The organism is Streptomyces cyaneus, from assembly GCF_004028635.1.
In the GTDB taxonomy this organism is placed as follows: domain Bacteria; phylum Actinomycetota; class Actinomycetes; order Streptomycetales; family Streptomycetaceae; genus Streptomyces; species Streptomyces cyaneus.
Genome location: NZ_ML138679.1, coordinates 1 through 16,533, shown reverse-complemented (window position 1 = coordinate 16,533; position 16,533 = coordinate 1). Strand labels below are relative to the sequence as shown.

General features: G+C 70.6%; 13 protein-coding genes. 10 read left to right on the top strand and 3 right to left on the bottom strand.

What is annotated here, in order from left to right; translation table 11 throughout:
• Window positions 1–57: 57 nt before the first annotated feature.
• From secG to EHO50_RS07165, 5 genes are all read left to right on the top strand, one after another.
• The gene (secG, locus tag EHO50_RS07185; RefSeq protein ID WP_062713769.1) at window positions 58–288 is read left to right on the top strand and encodes a preprotein translocase subunit SecG; all 231 of its coding nucleotides are present in this window, start codon (window positions 58–60) and stop codon (window positions 286–288) included.
• 201 nt (window positions 289–489) lie between these two features.
• Window positions 490–825 carry an RNA polymerase-binding protein RbpA gene (locus EHO50_RS07180; RefSeq protein WP_003957010.1) on the top strand — a complete coding sequence of 112 codons (336 nt, stop codon included), beginning with the start codon at window positions 490–492 and terminating at the stop codon, window positions 823–825.
• 146 nt (window positions 826–971) lie between these two features.
• Entirely contained in the window at window positions 972–2,240 is a 1,269-nt protein-coding gene (locus EHO50_RS07175) for an MFS transporter (RefSeq protein WP_128429024.1), read from the top strand.
• A gap of 52 nt (window positions 2,241–2,292) precedes the next feature.
• Window positions 2,293–3,972, top strand: a complete 1,680-nt coding sequence (pgi, locus tag EHO50_RS07170; RefSeq protein WP_128429023.1) for a glucose-6-phosphate isomerase — start codon at window positions 2,293–2,295, stop codon at window positions 3,970–3,972.
• Between the two features lie 107 nt (window positions 3,973–4,079).
• Window positions 4,080–5,024, top strand: a complete 945-nt coding sequence (locus tag EHO50_RS07165; RefSeq protein WP_246101058.1) for a hypothetical protein — start codon at window positions 4,080–4,082, stop codon at window positions 5,022–5,024.
• Between the two features lie 30 nt (window positions 5,025–5,054).
• Here EHO50_RS07165 and EHO50_RS07160 read toward each other — a convergent pair whose 3' ends face one another.
• The 3 genes from EHO50_RS07160 to EHO50_RS07150 all read right to left on the bottom strand — a co-directional run bounded on the left by EHO50_RS07160 (window position 5,055) and on the right by EHO50_RS07150 (window position 9,552).
• Entirely contained in the window at window positions 5,055–7,337 is a 2,283-nt protein-coding gene (locus EHO50_RS07160) for an ABC transporter permease (protein ID WP_128429255.1), read from the bottom strand.
• A 908-nt stretch (window positions 7,338–8,245) separates the two neighbouring features.
• Window positions 8,246–9,040 (bottom strand): ABC transporter ATP-binding protein, encoded by a 795-nt coding sequence (locus EHO50_RS07155; RefSeq protein WP_425472136.1) that lies wholly within the window; start codon window positions 9,038–9,040, stop codon window positions 8,246–8,248.
• Window positions 9,037–9,552, bottom strand: a complete 516-nt coding sequence (locus EHO50_RS07150) for a PadR family transcriptional regulator (RefSeq protein ID WP_128429022.1) — start codon at window positions 9,550–9,552, stop codon at window positions 9,037–9,039. Before EHO50_RS07150 ends, EHO50_RS07155 begins: the two co-directional genes overlap by 4 nt.
• Window positions 9,553–9,677: 125 nt before the next feature.
• On the opposite strand from EHO50_RS07150, the gene EHO50_RS07145 reads away from it, so the two are divergent.
• From EHO50_RS07145 to EHO50_RS07125, 5 genes are all read left to right on the top strand, one after another.
• On the top strand, window positions 9,678–10,949 hold the full coding sequence (locus tag EHO50_RS07145) for an ABC transporter substrate-binding protein (protein ID WP_128429021.1): 1,272 nt from the start codon (window positions 9,678–9,680) through the stop codon (window positions 10,947–10,949).
• Between the two features lie 148 nt (window positions 10,950–11,097).
• Window positions 11,098–12,756, top strand: coding sequence for a glycoside hydrolase family 13 protein (locus EHO50_RS07140; protein ID WP_246101057.1), 1,659 nt, complete (start codon window positions 11,098–11,100; stop codon window positions 12,754–12,756).
• Between the two features lie 59 nt (window positions 12,757–12,815).
• Window positions 12,816–14,147, top strand: a complete 1,332-nt coding sequence (locus tag EHO50_RS07135; RefSeq protein WP_128429020.1) for an ABC transporter substrate-binding protein — start codon at window positions 12,816–12,818, stop codon at window positions 14,145–14,147.
• A gap of 6 nt (window positions 14,148–14,153) precedes the next feature.
• A complete protein-coding gene (locus EHO50_RS07130; RefSeq protein WP_128429019.1) occupies window positions 14,154–15,518 on the top strand; it encodes an ABC transporter permease in 1,365 nt (454 codons plus the stop codon).
• Entirely contained in the window at window positions 15,515–16,354 is an 840-nt protein-coding gene (locus tag EHO50_RS07125) for a carbohydrate ABC transporter permease (protein ID WP_128429018.1), read from the top strand. The genes EHO50_RS07130 and EHO50_RS07125 overlap by 4 nt, the downstream gene beginning before the upstream one ends.
• The last annotated feature ends 179 nt before the right edge of the window (window positions 16,355–16,533 follow it).

Below are 16,533 nucleotides of genomic sequence, written 5' to 3'. Positions count from 1 at the left end.
GTACCGCTATGCCCCCGTCGTCTATCCAGATCCGAGGAAGTTGGTCCAGCCGTGGTTATGGGGTTCTCGATCGCCCTGATCGTCTTCAGCCTGCTGATGATGCTGCTGGTGCTGATGCACAAGGGCAAGGGCGGCGGTCTCTCCGACATGTTCGGTGGCGGCATGCAGTCGTCCGTCGGCGGCTCCTCGGTCGCCGAGCGCAACCTCGACCGGATCACCATCGTGGTCGGTCTGCTGTGGTTCGCGTGCATTGTCGTGCTCGGCATCCTGATGAAGGTGAACAACTGACCGGCACGCACATTCCGCACGTAAGGCCCCATGTTCGGTACGCGCAGCTGAGCGCGGCCTATCATGGGGCTTGCGTCTTGGTGTAGGGGCTATGTAACTCCAATCACTGGACGCGCGTTGGGCCTTACGTAGACTGAGGCGCTCGCAGCGAAGCGAAACGCCGACTCGCTTTGCGGCACCATCACGCAGGGAGTTACGACCGTGGCAAGTGGCAACGCGATCCGAGGAAGCCGGGTCGGGGCGGGGCCGATGGGCGAGGCCGAGCGGGGCGAGTCCGCGCCCCGGCTGCGCATCTCCTTCTGGTGCTCCAACGGGCATGAGACGCAGCCCAGCTTCGCCAGCGACGCGCAGGTTCCCGACACCTGGGACTGCCCGCGCTGCGGCTTTCCCGCCGGACAGGACCGGGACAACCCGCCGGACCCGCCGCGCACCGAGCCCTACAAGACGCACCTGGCGTATGTACGGGAACGGCGCAGTGACGCGGACGGCGAGGCGATCCTCGCCGAGGCGCTCGCCAAACTGCGGGGCGAGATCTAGGAGTTGAGGACCGGCCGGGTACCTGTGGGTGCCTGGCCGGACCTCTTTGACGCACGGGCGCTGAGCCGCTCGCGGACCGATTGTCAGTGGTGCCCTCTACGGTTTGTACATCGATCTTGTGCATCGGTGGACCGCGAGGGGGAGTTGTGGCGACGGCTGAGACGGCGGGTGGGCGTGCGCCCGCGTGGCGTGGCGGGTTCGGGCGGTTGTGGACCGCTGCCGTGGTCTCGCGGTTCGGAGACGCGCTGCGTACGACCGCGCTGCCGCTGCTCGCCGTGCAGCTCACGGACGATCCCCTGGTCATCGCCTCGGTCACCGCCTGCGGCTATGTCCCCTGGCTGCTCTTCGGGCTGCTCGGCGGGGCCGTGGCGGACCGGGTGGACCAGCGGCGCGCGATGTGGGCGGTCGATCTCGTACGAGGGTTGCTCGTCGCCGGCTTCGCGCTCGCCGTCGGACTCGGACACGCCTCGATCCCGTTGCTGCTGGTGCTCGCCTTCTCACTGACGACACTCCAGACGCTGTTCGACAACGCGTCCACGGCCCTGCTGCCGTCCCTGGTGGACCGCGAGGCCCTGGGCAGTGCCAATGCCCGGCTGATGACAGGCCAACAACTCGCGGGTGGCCTGCTGGCGGGGCCTTTCGTGCCGTTGCTGCTGACGGCCGGGGCGGCGATGCCGTTCGTGGCCGACGCGAGTACCTATCTGCTGGCAGCCGCCCTGGTCGCGACCCTGCGCATACGACCGCCCGAGCCCGAGCCGCGCCCGGCGGGCAGCACGCTGCGGGCCGAGATCGGCGAAGGGCTGCGCACACTCCGGCGCGATCCGGCGCTACGGGCGGTCTGCGTGGCCACGCTGCTGTGCAACATCGGTATGGGTGCCCTGATCGCCACGCTGGTGCTGCACGTGACGCGCTGGCTGCACGGCGGCCAGACGGCGTACGCGGCGGCGATGACCGCGTACACGGCCGGCAGCCTGGCCGGCGGTTTCGTGGCCCAGCGGATCGCGCGCAGGACCGGGAGAGTGCGGGCACTGCTGCTGGCCGGGACCGTCCAGACGGCGTCGCTGCTGCTCGCGGGAACCGTGCGCCACCTGGCGGCCTTCCTGGCGGCCATGGCGTTGCTCGGCGCCATGGGCATGGTGTGGAACGTCAACCAGGTGACGCTGATGCAGCAGCGCAGCCCAGAGTCCATGGTGGGCCGTATCGCCTCGGCCTTCCGTACGGCCTCGACGTCCGGCGCACCGGTCGGGGCCCTGCTCGGCGGAGCCGTGGCGGGGGCGTTCGGACTGAACGGACCGGCCTTGCTGGCCGCCGTACTCTTCACCCTCGCCGTCACCTCGTTGATACCGGCGCGCAAGGCGGACGTACCTGTTGTTGCGCCGGACGACGACGCCACGACGGCTCACGCCGTGCGCTGATCAATTAGGTTGGAACAGCTGGGACAGGCACGAAAGAAGGCTGAAGTCGGACATGAACGCAGACGGCCGTACCAGGCTCAACCAGACGCCCGAGTGGACCGCGCTGGCCAAGCACCGCGAAGAGCTCGGCGAGGTGCAGCTGCGGGAGCTGTTCGCCGCCGAGCCGGGGCGCGGTGCGGGGTACACCCTGCAGGTCGGTGACCTGTACATCGACTACTCCAAGCACCTCGTCACCGACGAGACGCTGCGGCTGCTGCGCGAGCTGGCCGTCGCTACGGACGTGTTCGGGCTGCGGGACGCCATGTTCCGCGGTGAGAAGATCAACACCACCGAGGACCGCGCCGTCCTGCACACCGCGCTGCGCGCGCCGCGCGACGCGGTGACCGAGGTCGACGGGGAGAACGTCGTCCCGGCGGTGCACGCCGTTCTGGACAAGATGGCCGACTTCGCCGAGCGGGTCCGCTCCGGCGCCTGGACCGGCCACTCCGGCAAGCGCATCAAGAACGTCGTCAACATCGGCATCGGCGGCTCCGACCTCGGGCCGGCGATGGCGTACGAGGTGCTGCGCAGCTACACCGACCGCGGCCTCACGGTCCGTTTCGTGTCGAACGTCGACGGCGCCGACCTGCACGAGGCGATCCGCGACCTGGACGCGGCCGAGACGCTGTTCATCATCGCGTCCAAGACGTTCACCACGATCGAGACGATCACCAACGCCACCTCGGCCCGCAACTGGCTGCTGGGTGAGCTGAAGGCGGGCCCGGAGGCCGTCGCAAAGCACTTCGTCGCGCTGTCGACGAACGCCGAGAAGGTCGCCGACTTCGGCATCGACACGGCCAACATGTTCGAGTTCTGGGACTGGGTCGGCGGGCGGTACTCGTACGACTCGGCCATCGGACTCTCGCTCATGGTGGCCATCGGGCCGGACCGCTTCCGCGAGATGCTCGACGGATTCCGGATCGTCGACGAGCACTTCCGTACCGCGCCCGCCGAGTCCAACGTGCCGCTGCTGCTGGGCCTGTTGGGCATCTGGTACGGCAACTTCCACGACGCCCAGTCGCACGCCGTGCTGCCGTACAGCCACTACCTGTCGAAGTTCACGGCGTATCTGCAGCAGCTGGACATGGAGTCCAACGGCAAGTACGTCGGCCGGGACGGGCGGGAGGTCGACTGGCAGACCGGGCCGGTCGTGTGGGGCACGCCGGGCACCAACGGGCAGCACGCGTACTACCAGCTGATCCACCAGGGCACCAAGCTGATCCCGGCGGACTTCATCGGCTTCGCCGAGCCGGTCGGCGAGCTGAGCGACGAACTCAAGGCGCAGCACGACCTGTTGATGGCGAACTTCTTCGCGCAGACGCAGGCGCTGGCGTTCGGCAAGACGCCGGACGAGGTGCGTGCCGAGGGGGTGCCCGAGGAGCTGGTGACCCACAAGACGTTCAAGGGCAACCACCCGACGACCACGATCCTCGCCCGCGAGCTGACCCCGTCCGTGCTCGGCCAGCTGATCGCGCTGTACGAGCACAAGGTGTTCGTGCAGGGCGCGGTGTGGAACATCGACTCCTTCGACCAGTGGGGCGTCGAGCTGGGCAAGGTCCTCGCCAAGCGGGTCGAGCCCGCGCTGACCGAGACGTTTGCATCAGCCGCTGCCGCGGCGGGCTCGGTTCCAGGCCTGGACGCGTCGACGCAGGCGCTCGTCGCCAAGTACCGGGAGCTGCGCGGTCGGCAGTGACCGCGGATGCCGGTGACGGCTGATACGGAAAGCGGGCGGCGCGTGGTCGTCCGCTTCCCGTAGACTCCCTCGGTGATCACGGGCGCGATCACTCGGGGGAGTGCAAGTTGACGTATCCACACGGGAGTTGGACCGGCGGCACACTGACCGCACGTTCGTTTCTGAAGCCCCATCATGTGGCGCGGGCGGTGTTCCACCCGACCTGGATCCCGGACTCACTGGATCCGTCAGTGGACGCGCTCAAGAAGGTGCGTGTCATCGCGGGCGCGGTCGCGGCGTTCGGGGTCTACACCTTCGTCGAGGGCGGGTTCGCCTTCGACGAGATGCTGGACAACGCGGCGACCGCCTGTGTAGTCCTGCTGTTCATCACGCCGCTCACGGTCGGTGTGATGCTCCACATCTGGCGGCGTTCCGGCGCCGGCACGGTGGGGCAGCTGCGGGAGCCGCTGGTCAGGTCGCTTAAGTTGCTGCTGCTGTTCATCGGCTCGGCGCTCGGGACGGTGACGATCTTCCAGCTGGGGGGCTCCCTCGGGGTCCTCGGGAGCATGGCGTTCAGCCTCGTCGGGCTCTGGATGGGGTTCTTCGTGATCGCCGGTGCCTACCGGATCTCGGGGAACTTCTTCGGCACGGCTGCGGTACACCGCTGTCTGCCGCCGCTGCTCGCCACGGTGACGACCTGGCTCATGGCCATCCCCGATCTCGTCACGGGCGACCTGCACGGCCTCGGCCTCGCGATGGGCGCCGTCTTCATCCTGGGCGCCCCCGTGACGGTCACGGGCATCGCCCTGCTGGAGATGGGCCGGCTCAGGAGCCGGTACGGCATCCGGCTGGCGGCCCACCCGGCCACGCTGCCGACGCCGACCCCGCCGCCACCGCCGTACGCACCGAACGGCTTCGTACCGCCGCAGGGCAACCCTTACGCGCCGCCCGGAAACCCCTACGGTCCGGGTCGGCAGGGCAACCCGTACGCACCGGGCCCGCGGCCGCCGTACAACCCGCCGCCTCCGTACAACCCACAGCGGCCCCACGGCCCCGGTCCCTACGGCGGCTGACCGTTCGGTCGCGGGCCGTTCCTCGGGCGGTCAGGCGACCGCGCTCAGCGTGTCCGCGAGTCGGCGGTGGGCCGCGCGGGAGGCCGGGACGGCGGCGAGGGCGGCCGCCCCCGTGACCGCCGCCGCGCAGAACAGCAGCAGGAGCGCGGCGGACGGGCCCTGGGCGATCCCGGCGCCGATGCCGCTCGATCTGCCCTGGGCGTCGATCAGCCAGTGCGCGAGGGGAGTACCCAGAGCCGTACCGAGAACGACCGCGGCCAGTGCGGTACAGGCGGTGGACGTGACGGTGATCGCGGTGATCTGCCGGGGGGACAGGCCGATGGCCTTCAGGGCCAGCAGGTCACGCTCGCTCTCGCGGACGGTGCCGCCGATCGCGGTCAGCAGTTCGATGAGCCCGATCAGGGCCAGGACGGCGATCAGGCCCACGACGACTCCACGCAGGGGGGAGAGGCCGTCGGCGGGGTTCGGTACGGCGTGTACGTCCAGGCGTCCCTGCCCGGCGGTGGCCAGGCGGTCGGCGACCTCGTACGGTTGCGCGCCCGGTCGGAGCCGCAGCTCGTAGAGGGTGGGGCCGAGGCCCGGGTCGTTCTCGCGGAGGGTGTCGAGGGAGGTGGAGATGACCCGGCCGGCGTTCTCGGGCTCGATGCTGCGGCCCACGATGTGCAGGATCTGCGGCTGGTCGCCGACGGTCATCCGGACCCAGTCGCCGACCTTCACGTCCAGCAGGTCGAGCAGGCCCTGTCCGGCCACGGCCTCGTCGCGGCCCTGCGCGGGGCGGCCCTCGGCCAGGGCGTACGGGTAGGGGTCCTGGTGGGTGCCGAGGCCGCGCAGGGCGATCGTGGCCGTCTGGCCCGGGACCAGGGCGGCCACTTCGACGCCCGGGTAGGCGGCGGCGACCTGCGGGTCGTGTTCCAGCAGCGCGCGGGCGTCGGGGTCGGGCAGGCCGGAGTCGGTGTGGACGGTGAGGGCGGTCGGCAGGCCGATCTGGTCGGGCTTGCTGTCGAAGCGGTCGATGGTGGTCCACGCGCTCATCGCGACGACGATCAGCAGCAGCGGCAGCGTGAGCCGGGCGACCGTGGCCAGGGACCGCAGGCGGCGCGTGAACGCCCGGTGCCAGCCCAGCACCAGCGCGGGCGGCAGCCGCAGCCCGAGCGCCTGTCGGGCCACGGCGGAAAGCCGCCCGCCGAGCGGAGCCGCGGGCCGCGGTACCGGCACCGGGGGCACACGTCCCGCCCGCCACGCGGCGAGTCCCGTGGTCGCGCCGATGAACAGCACCGCGCCCACGGGCACCACGAACAGCGCCACGCTGTGCCCGGGCAACCCTTGCCACACCCCGACCGCGTCCCCGAGCCGACCCGGGATACGGCTGCCCACGGCCTGGATGAGGGCAGCCGCGGCCACGGCACCCAGCAGTGCGTAGGCGAGGTGCTGGAGGAGGAAGACGCGGACCACCTGACCCGGGGTGAAGCCGATCGCCTTCAGGACCGAGATGTCGCGCAGATGGCCGCGGATGCGGGTGCCGATCGCCCCGTGCACGGCGAGCCCGGCGGCGACCAGGGCGCCCAGCCCGAACAGGCCCAGCACCTGTCCGAGCAGCCGGTTGTCGCCCTGTGCCTCGGCGCGCGCCTGCTTCCAGGTGGAGACCTCGCTGACCGCGCCGGCGCCCAGCACGGTCACGGCGCGCTGGACGGCGTAGTCCGTGTCGTCGGGGTCCGTCAGGCGCAGCCCGATCACCTGGCCGCCCGGATCGCGTACGGCGGCCGGCGGCGCCCAGACCAGCCCCGGCTGCTCGCCCGGCCGGTAGCGCGGCTCGGCGCTGTCGGCGATGCCGAGGACGGTCAGGGTTCGGTGCGTGCCGGGCAGAGTGAGCGTGTCGCCCGGGGCGGCCAGGAGGGCGCGGGCCAGGCGACTCTCCAGGACGACGCCGTCGGGGTTCGCGGGGTCCAGCCAGTGGCCGGAGGTGAGGAGCGGCCGGTCGACGGCGGGGCGGTCGGACGTGCCGCGCAACTCGACGGAGGCGCGGGTGCCGCGGGAGGCCAGGGTGGTGGAGGCGGTGGGGTAGGGGCCCGCGACGGAGTCGACGCCGTCGAGCTCGGCCAGTTTCCCGGTGTCGGCCGAGGCGCCGGTGTGTAGCCAGACGTGAGCGCCGTGCGCCTGGGTGAAGACGCGCTGCCAGGGGTTGGTGGCGTAGCCGAACAGCGCCGTGGCCAGCAACAACGAGACGACGATCCCGGCCGTGGCCAACACGAGGAACAGCGCCTCGCCGCGGTGCGTTCGCAGATCGGAGTGCGCCCAGCGCAGGGTGGCTCGCACGACGTCACCCTCTCCGCTCACGCGGGGCTCCGGGGCGACGCGCCTCGCACACGGCGGACCCGAGCACCCGCGCCTCGCCTCGCGGCTGGGGCGCGGACGAGGTGGAGACGATCTTCTGAGCCTTGGTGGGAGGCCTGAGTCCGGTTGTCGTGGTCGAGGGCTTGCGCGTCTCGCCCAGCGGCTGTGGCTCGGACGTGGTGGACAGGAGCTTCTGCACCTCAGCTGGACGCCGGAGACCTACTGGCGTGAGCGAGACCTTCCGCGCGCCGGCTCGCCACTGTGGCTCGGCTACTGGGGGCATGAGTGCTTGTGCCCCGGCAGGCCGCTGAAGCTCGGCTGTCCTCGGCAAGAGCGCGCCCGCCCCGGTCGGCCGCCGAAGGCCGGCTCTCGTGGGCAGGGGTTGCCGCGCTCCGGCCTGCCCGCGTTGCTGGGCTGCCGTGGGCATGAGCGCCCGCGCCCCGGTCGGTCGCCGAAGGCCGGCTCTCGTGGGCAGGGGTTGCCGCGCTCCGGCCCGGCATCGCCGCTGGCATGCCGTGGGAATGATCGCCTGTGGCCTGGTTGGCTGCTGGAGCTCGATTCCCGTGGGCAGCGGTTGCCGCGCCTCGGCCCGCCCTCGTTGCTCGGCTGCCGTGGGCAAGAGCGCCCGATCGCCGGTCGGCCGCCGAAGGCCGGCTCCCGTGGGCAGGGGTTGCCGCGCCTCGGCTCGCCCCCGTTGCTCGGCTGCCGTGGGGAAGAGCGCCCGATCGTCGGTCGGCCGCCGGAGTTCGGCTGCCGTCGGCAGGGGCTGCCGTGCGCCAGTTGGCCGCCGGAGTTCGACTCCCGTCGGCCAGGGCTGCCGTGCCCCGGTCCCGTTCCAGGGCTCGCGTGGGTTCAAGTGGCTCGGTGGTCGGTGGTCGTGCAGCCGCATGTCAGTCCTTGAGCTCCAGCACACCCGATATCCCCGTCCGGCGCGGCGGTGGGCCGCCGTCCAGTTCGGCGTCGTCGGCGATGCGGCCGTCGAAGAAGCTGATCACCCGGTCCGCGGCGCTCGCCAGCCGGGCGTCATGCGTGACCAGCACGATCGTCTGGCCACGCTGGTGGAAGCGGGACAGCAGCCGCATCACCTCGCGGGTGCCCTTGCTGTCCAGGCTGCCGGCGGGTTCGTCGGCCAGCAGCAGCGGGGGACGGTTGACCAGAGCGCGGGCCAGTGCGACGCGCTGCTGTTCGCCGCCGGACAGCTCGCCCGGCATGCTCCGCTCCTTGCCCGCGAGGCCCAGCTCGCCCAGCAGCTCCGCCCGCTCGGCGCGGGCCCGCTTCGGCGGGACGCCGGCCAGCAGCGCGGGCAGCTCGACATTGTCGGCGACGGACAGGTCGGAGACCAGGTTGAAGAACTGGAACACGATCCCGATGCGCTTCCTGCGCTCCACCGCCCAGCGGGCCTCGCTCCACGCGTCGGTGCACTCGCCGTCCAGCCAGATGCTGCCGCTGTCGGGTCGCTGCAGTCCGCCGAGCAGATGCAGCAAAGTCGACTTGCCGGCCCCGGACGGACCGGTGACGGCCACGAACTCACCCTGCCGGACGGCAAGATCGACCCCCCGCACGGCATGCGCCGGAGCGCCCTCGCCGTGATGCGTCTTGATCAGGCCCTCGGCGCGCAGCAGGGGACTCTCGGCACGCGGCACAGAACCCTCCGCGCCCAGCGCAGGAGTGGAATCGTCGCTCACTCCAGCTCCTCCAGCTCTTCCTGGCACCGCTCCAGCCAGTCGAGGTCGGCCTGCAGGTGCAGCATCGCGCCCTCGATCAGCAGATGGGCTATGCGGTTGTCCCGGTCTTCGGCGGCGGCCAGTTTCGACAGTTGACGCATGGTGTTCAGATACTGGCGCCGTTGTTTGTTGATGAGGGCGATCTGGTCGGCGAGACCGGTCTGCGGGGCGAGAGCCAGCTTCATGAAGAACTCGTCCCGTACCCGAGGCTCGTCCTCGGGCTCCTCGAACCAGGCGCGCAGCGCCTCCCGCCCGGCGTCGGTGAGGTGGTAGACCTTTTTGTTGGGTCGGCTCGACTGCTCGACGTCCTCGCCCTCGATCAGTCCCGACTTCTCGAGGCGGCCGAGGGTCACATAGATCTGGCCGACATTCGGCTGAGGGTACGCGGAGCCCAGCATCTGCTCAAGGTCCTGCTTCAGCTCGTAGCCGTGCGCCGGGCCGCGCGCCAGCAGGGCCAGGAGGGGCAGCCGCACTCGTGCTCTCCTCCTCGCATGATGGGTAATGTGCCGCGAGGCCTAGTATCGCGCATACCTAACAGGTATACATGGCCTCTGACTCCGGGCGAAGGTGCCTGGGGCCGGTGTGCAAGGAGGAACCTATGCGGTGGATCCACGCCGCCGGTAGGGGCCTTCTCGTCCTTGTTGTGATCCTGACCGGCTACGTCGCCGCAGGTGCCCGCGCCGACGAGCCCCACGCGGGAGGCAGGGGACCTCTGACCGTCGCCACCGCTGGCGACCTCACGGGCTATCTCGGCTCGGTCCTGGACGGCTGGAACCGCACCCACCCCGGCGAGAAGGTCACCCTCGTCGAGCTGCCCGACTCCGCCGACGAGACCCATGCGCAGATGGCCACCGACCTGCGCGGCGGCGACCGCAGCCGCTTCGACGTCCTCAACATCGACGTCAGCTGGACCTCGGAGTTCGCGGCGCAGGGCTGGATCCGCCCGCTGGCGCGCGACCGTTTCCCGCTGGACACCTTCCTGCCGCCGGTCGTGGACACGGCAACCTACGACGGGCAGTTGTACGCGGTCCCGTACGTCACCAACGCCGGCCTGCTCCTCTACCGCAAGGACATCCTCGCCAAGGAGGGCGCCGACCCGCCGCGCACCTGGACCGAACTGGAACGGGCCGCGAAGACCATCGCGCCGAAGTACGGCCTCGACGGCTACGCCGGCCAGTTCCTGCCGTACGAGGGCCTCACGGTCAATGCCGCCGAGGCCGTCTACTCGGCGGGCGGCTCGATCCTCGGCGACGAGGGCGAACGCGTCACCGTGAACTCGACGGGTGCCCGCGAAGGCATCGGCTTCCTCGCCCGCGGCGTACGCGAGGGCTGGATCCCGAAGCGGGCGCTGACGTACAAGGAGGAGGAGTCCAAGCAGGCCTTCCAGGACGGACGCCTGCTCTTCCTCCGTAATTGGCCGTACGCCTATGTCGGCGCCTCGGCCAAGGGCTCGCCGGTCGCCGGGAAGATCGGTGCCGTACCGCTGCCGGGGCCGGACGGACCGGGGACCAGCGTCCTGGGCGGCTCCAACCTCGCCGTCAGCACGCACGCCCGGTACCCCGACTCGGCCGCCCGCCTGATCGCGTACCTGACCAGCGAGCGCGTCCAGCGCCAGGTCCTCACGCGCGGTGCGCTGCCGCCCGTACGGGCCGACCTGTACGAAGATCCCGGGCTGGTGCGGGAGTTCCCGTATCTGCCGACCCTGCGCGAGAGCGTGCGCACGGCCGCGCCGCGCCCCAAGAGCCCGCGCTACGACCAGGTGAGCCTGGTGGTGCAGGCCGTCGTGCGGGACGCGATGACCGGGCGCCAGACGCCCGAGGCGGCGGTGCGGCGGCTGGCGCGAGAGCTCGACACCCTCGCCCGTCGCTAGTTACTTGTTAAGTAACGCCAAGGTCTCTTCTTGGTTCCTTTCGGGTTGATAAGTCCGGATTTTACCGGCCAACCCATCGGTAGCTTACGTCCTGTTCGTTGACACCTTCGCGACACGCCTACTTAACATGCATGCATAACGAGTCCCGATGCACATGCACAGACAGGGCAATGGATTGAACAGGCATCGCTGGTGGCGTGACGCGGTGATCTACCAGGTGTACGTCCGCAGCTTCCTCGACAGCACCGGCGACGGCGTCGGCGATCTCGCCGGGGTCCGGGCCGGGCTGCCGTATCTGAAGAAGCTCGGGGTGGACGGGATCTGGCTGAGCCCCTTCTATCCCTCGCCGCAGCACGACCACGGCTACGACGTCGCCGACTACTGCGGCGTCGACCCGCTCTTCGGCGACCTCGCCGAGTTCGACCTGCTGGTCGCGGCGGCCCGGCGGCTCGGCGTCAAGGTGCTGCTCGACATCGTCCCCAACCACTGCTCCAGCGAGCACCCGTGGTTCGAGGAGGCGCTGGCCGCCGAGCCCGGCAGCGCGGCCCGCGCCCGCTTCCACTTCGCCGACGGCCGTGGCCCGGGCGGCGAAGAGCCGCCCAACAACTGGCACTCCATGTTCGGCGGCCCGGCCTGGAGCCGGGTGACCGAGGCGGACGGGCGGCCCGGCCAGTGGTACCTGCACATGTTCGCGCCCGAGCAGCCCGACTGGAACTGGCGCAACCCCGAGATCGGCGCCGAGTTCGACCGCATCCTGCGCTTCTGGCTGGACCGGGGCATCGACGGCTTCCGTATCGACGTCGCCGCCGGCCTCTACAAGCACCCCGAGCTGCCCGACTCGGACGACCCCGAGGCCGACGCCCGCACCCGCGACTCGGTCAACCCGCTCGCCTGGAACCAGCCCGAGGTGCACGACGTGTGGCGCCAGTGGCGTTCCATATGCGAGGAGTACACCGCGCGGGACGGCCGCGAGCGGCTGCTCGTCGGCGAGGTGTCCGTCCCGACCGCGCGCGAACACGCCGAGTACGTCCGCTCCGACGAACTCCACCAGGCCTTCTTCTTCGACCTGCTCAGCGCCCCCTGGGAGGCCGACGCCTTCCGCAAGGTCATCTCCGAGGCCATGCAGGACATAGCCGGCACGGGCTCGACGGTCACCTGGGTCCTCAACAACCATGACCAGGTCCGCACCGTCACCCGCTACGGCGAACCCGCAACCGAAGGCAGCGGCCTCGGCGCCGCCCGCGCCCGCGCCGCCGCACTGCTGATGCTGGCGCTGCCCGGAGCCGCGTACATCTACCAGGGCGAGGAGCTGGGCCTGCCCGAGGTCGTGGACCTGCCGGACGACGTGCTCACCGACCCCATCTTCCATCGCACCGGGAGCCGCGCCCGTATCCGCGACGGCTGCCGGGTGCCGCTGCCCTGGTCGGGACAGGCGTCCCCCTTCGGCTTCACCTCCGGCGCGGAGAGCGCCAAGCCGTGGCTGCCGCAGCCGGAGTACTTCGCCGAGTACGCCACCGACCGCGCCCTCGCCGACACCCGCTCCTTCTGGCACCTGTACCGCGACGGCCTCCAACTGCGCGCCGCACTGCCCCAGTTGGGCGAGGGCACGCTGCGCTGGCTGGACACCCCGCCCGGCGTCCTGGCCTTCGACCGCGGCGACGGCCTCGTCTGCGCCGTCAACTTCGGTACGGCGCCCACGCCGGCGCCGGTCTCCGGCACCCCCCTGCTGTCCAGCGGCCCCTGCCCGGCCGGGGTGCTCCCCGGTTCGACGGCCGCCTGGTGGATCGGCGACGGCGCCGACCTCTGAAGCCCCCCAGGAGCCCCCGAGCTCCCGTCAACTCCCAACCCCCCGAAGGGACATCAACGATGATGCGACGACGTACCACCCTGCTCACCGGCTGCACCTCCCTCGTCCTGGCACTCGGTGCGACCGCATGCGGCGGCGGACCGGTCTCCGCGGGCGGCGGTGACAAGGCGCTCAGCGGCCAGACGGTCACCGTGGCCGGTGTCTGGTCCGGCACCGAGCAGAAGAACTTCCAGAAGGTGCTGGACGCGTTCACCGAGAAGACCGGCGCCAAGACCCAGTTCACGTCCACCGGGGACAACGTCTCCACCGTCGTCGGCAGCAAGATCGAGGGCGGCAACGCCCCCGACGTCGTGATGGTCCCGCAGGTCGGCGTGCTGAAGCAGTTCGCGAAGAACGACTGGCTCAAGCCGCTGTCCAAGACCACCCAGCAGTCCGTGGACGCCAACTTCGCACCCGTGTGGAAGGACTACGGCAGCGTCGACGGCACCCTCTACGGCCTCTACTTCAAGGCCGCCCACAAGTCGACCGTCTGGTACAGCCCCGACGCCCTCGCCCAGGCGGGCGTCGAGCCGCCGAAGTCGTACGACGATTTGCTGAAGGCCGGCCACACCGTCTCCGACTCCGGGCTCGCCGCCTTCTCGGTCGCGGGGCAGGACGGCTGGACGCTGACCGACTGGTTCGAGAACGTCTACCTCTCCCAGGCCGGACCCGAGAAGTACGACGCCCTCGCCGCGCACAAGCTGAAGTGGACCGACGCGTCGGTGGTCGAGGCGCTCACCACCCTCGGCAAGCTGTTCAAGGACAAGCAGCTGATCGCGGGCGGCCAGAAGGGGGCCCTCAACACCGACTTCCCGGGCTCGGTGGAGAAGGTGTTCGGGCCCAAGCCCGAGGCAGGCATGGTCTACGAGGGCGACTTCGTCGCGGGTGTCGCGAAGGACCAGTTCGGCAAGTCGATCGGCGAGGACGCGAACTTCTTCCCGTTCCCGGCGGTCGGCGCCGGCAAGGCGCCGGTGGTCAGCGGCGGTGACGCGGCCGTGGTCCTGAAGGACGGCAAGAACCAGAAGGCCGGCATGGCGCTGCTGGAGTACCTTTCGACGCCGGAGGCCGCGGCCGTGTGGGCGGAGGCGGGCGGCTTCCTGTCCCCGAACAAGAACGTCGACCTCGCCTCGTACGGCGACGACGTCACCCGCGCGACCGCCAAGTCCCTTGTCGCGGCGGGCGATTCGGTCCGCTTCGACATGTCCGACCAGGCGCCGGCGGCCTTCGGCGGCACCAAGGGCGCGGGCGAGTGGAAGCTCCTGCAGGACTTCCTGCGCGACCCGTCGGACCCGAAGGGGACCGCGGCGAAGCTGGAGGCCGCGGCGGCCAAGGCGTACGAGGGCCAGGGCTGACCGGTCATGACCGCCACACTCGTGAATGAGGCGGGTCCGAAGCCCGCCGCGGGCGCCGGCCGGGCACGGGCCCGGCGCTCGCGGCGGCGCGGGCGGATCATCGCCCTGCTCTTCGTCTTCCCCGCACTGCTCCTGCTGGGCGCCCTGGTCGTCTACCCCGTCCTCTTCTCCGTCGGACGCAGCTTCTTCGACGCCTCCGGCACCCGTTTCGTGGGCGGCGAGAACTACGCCGAGATGTTCCGAGACCCGGCCACCCTCAAGGCCATCCGCAACACCACGATCTGGGTCGTCGTGGCCCCGGCCCTGCTCACCGGCCTCGGCCTGATCCTGGCCGTGCTGGTGGAGAAGGTCCGCTGGGCGACCGCGTTCAAGCTGCTGCTGTTCATGCCGATGGCCGTGTCCTTCCTCGCCGCCGGCATCATCTTCCGGCTCGCCTACGACGAGGATCCGGACAAGGGCGTGCTCAACGCCGCCGCCGTCTCCGTGCACGATGCCTTCCAGGGCACGTCGACGTACCCGACGGCCCGGGCGCGTGACGGGCAGGGACTGACGAAGGGCACGGACGGCTCGTACCGCACGAGCGCCGGCGTCTCCCCGGGTGAGGCGGTGACGCTGGGCCTCGTCGGTGTGCTCCCCGACGACCTGCCCGGCGGCACCGAGCCGGCGTACGCGGCGGCGGGGCACAAGGCGAGCCCCGGTGAGCTGCGCGGCGTCGTGTACCTCGACTTCACGCCCGGTGGGGGAGGGCAGCAGGGCAAGGTCGACCGGCGGGAGAACGGGCTGCCCGAGATGACGGTCGAGGCGGTGCAGGCCGGGAAGACGGTCGCCTCGACGACCACGGCATCCGACGGCTCCTTCCGCTTCGAAGGGCTGGACGAGGGCTCGTACGTGGTGAAGCTGCCGGCGTCCAACTTCGCCCCGCCGTACGAGGGCATCTCCTGGCTCGGGCCGACGCTCGTCACACCGGCGATCATCGGGGCGTACCTGTGGATCTGGACGGGCTTCGCCATGGTCCTGATCGGCGCGGGTCTGTCGGCCCTCCCCAGGGACTCGCTGGAGGCGGCGCGGATGGACGGCGCGAACGAGTGGCAGATCTTCCGGCGGATCACGGTGCCACTGCTGGCACCGGTGCTCACGGTCGTCTTCGTGACCCTCGTGATCAACGTGATGAAGGTCTTCGACCTCGTCTACATCATCGCGCCCGGGCCGGTGCAGGAGGACGCGACCGTGCTCGCGACGCAGATGTGGCTGGTGTCGTTCGGCGGCGGCAACAACCAGGGGCTGGGCAGCGCGCTGGGCGTGCTTCTGCTGCTGCTCGTGATCCCCGCCATGGTCTTCAACGTCCGTCGTTTCCGAGGGAGTCAGCGATGAACGCGGTCAGGCGCGGCCTGGGCAACGGTCTGGTCCAGGCGTTTCTCGTGGTCGTCGGGCTGGTTTGGATGACGCCGCTGGCCGGGTTGTTCCTGTCGTCACTGCGGTCGGCCGAGGACACGGCGAGCGGTGGCTGGTGGACCGTGTTCAGCAGTCCCGGCCAGCTGTCCTTCGACAACTACTCGACGCTGCTGGGGGACGCCGGGATCACCCAGGCCTTCTGGAACACCGTGCTGATCTCGGTGCCGGCGACCGTGCTGGTGGTCGTCCTCGCGGCACTCGCCGGGTATGCCTTCGCGTGGCTGGATTTCCCCGGCCGCGAGGCGATCTTCCTGGTCGTGGTGGCGCTGCTCGTCGTCCCCGTCCAGATCGGGCTGCTCCCGGTCGCCAAACTCTTCGGCCAGCTGGGGCTGTTCGGCACGATTCCCGGCGTCGTCCTCTTCCATGTGGCGTACGGGCTGCCCTTCGCCGTGTTCCTGCTGCGGAACTACTTCGCCGAGATGCCGAAGGAGATGCTGGAGGCGGCGCGGATGGACGGCGGGAGTGAGTGGCGTATTTTCACGCGGCTGGTGCTTCCGGTGGGGCGGCCGGCGATCGCGTCACTGGCCATCTTCCAGTTCCTGTGGGTGTGGAACGACATGCTGGTGGCCTTGCTCTTCGCCGACAGTGCGTCGCAGCCGCTGACGGTTGAACTCCAGTCACAGATACGGCAGTTCGGCAGCAACATCGATGTGCTGGCGCCGGGGGCGTTCGTGTCACTGGTGGTGCCGGTCGTGGTGTTCTTCGCGTTCCAGCGGCACTTTGTGCAGGGGGTGATGGCGGGTTCGGTGAAGTAGGGTTCCTCGCCCCCGCCGCCCCTACCCGTCCCGTCCCTGGGGGCTGCCGCCCCCAGACCCCCGCTTCGGCCCTGAAGGGGCCTCGTCCTCAACCGCCGGACGGGCTGGGTAAATCAGCCCCTCCGGCGTTTGAGGAGCGGGGGTCCAGGGGGCGGAGCCCCCTGGTGGGGTTGAAGGGG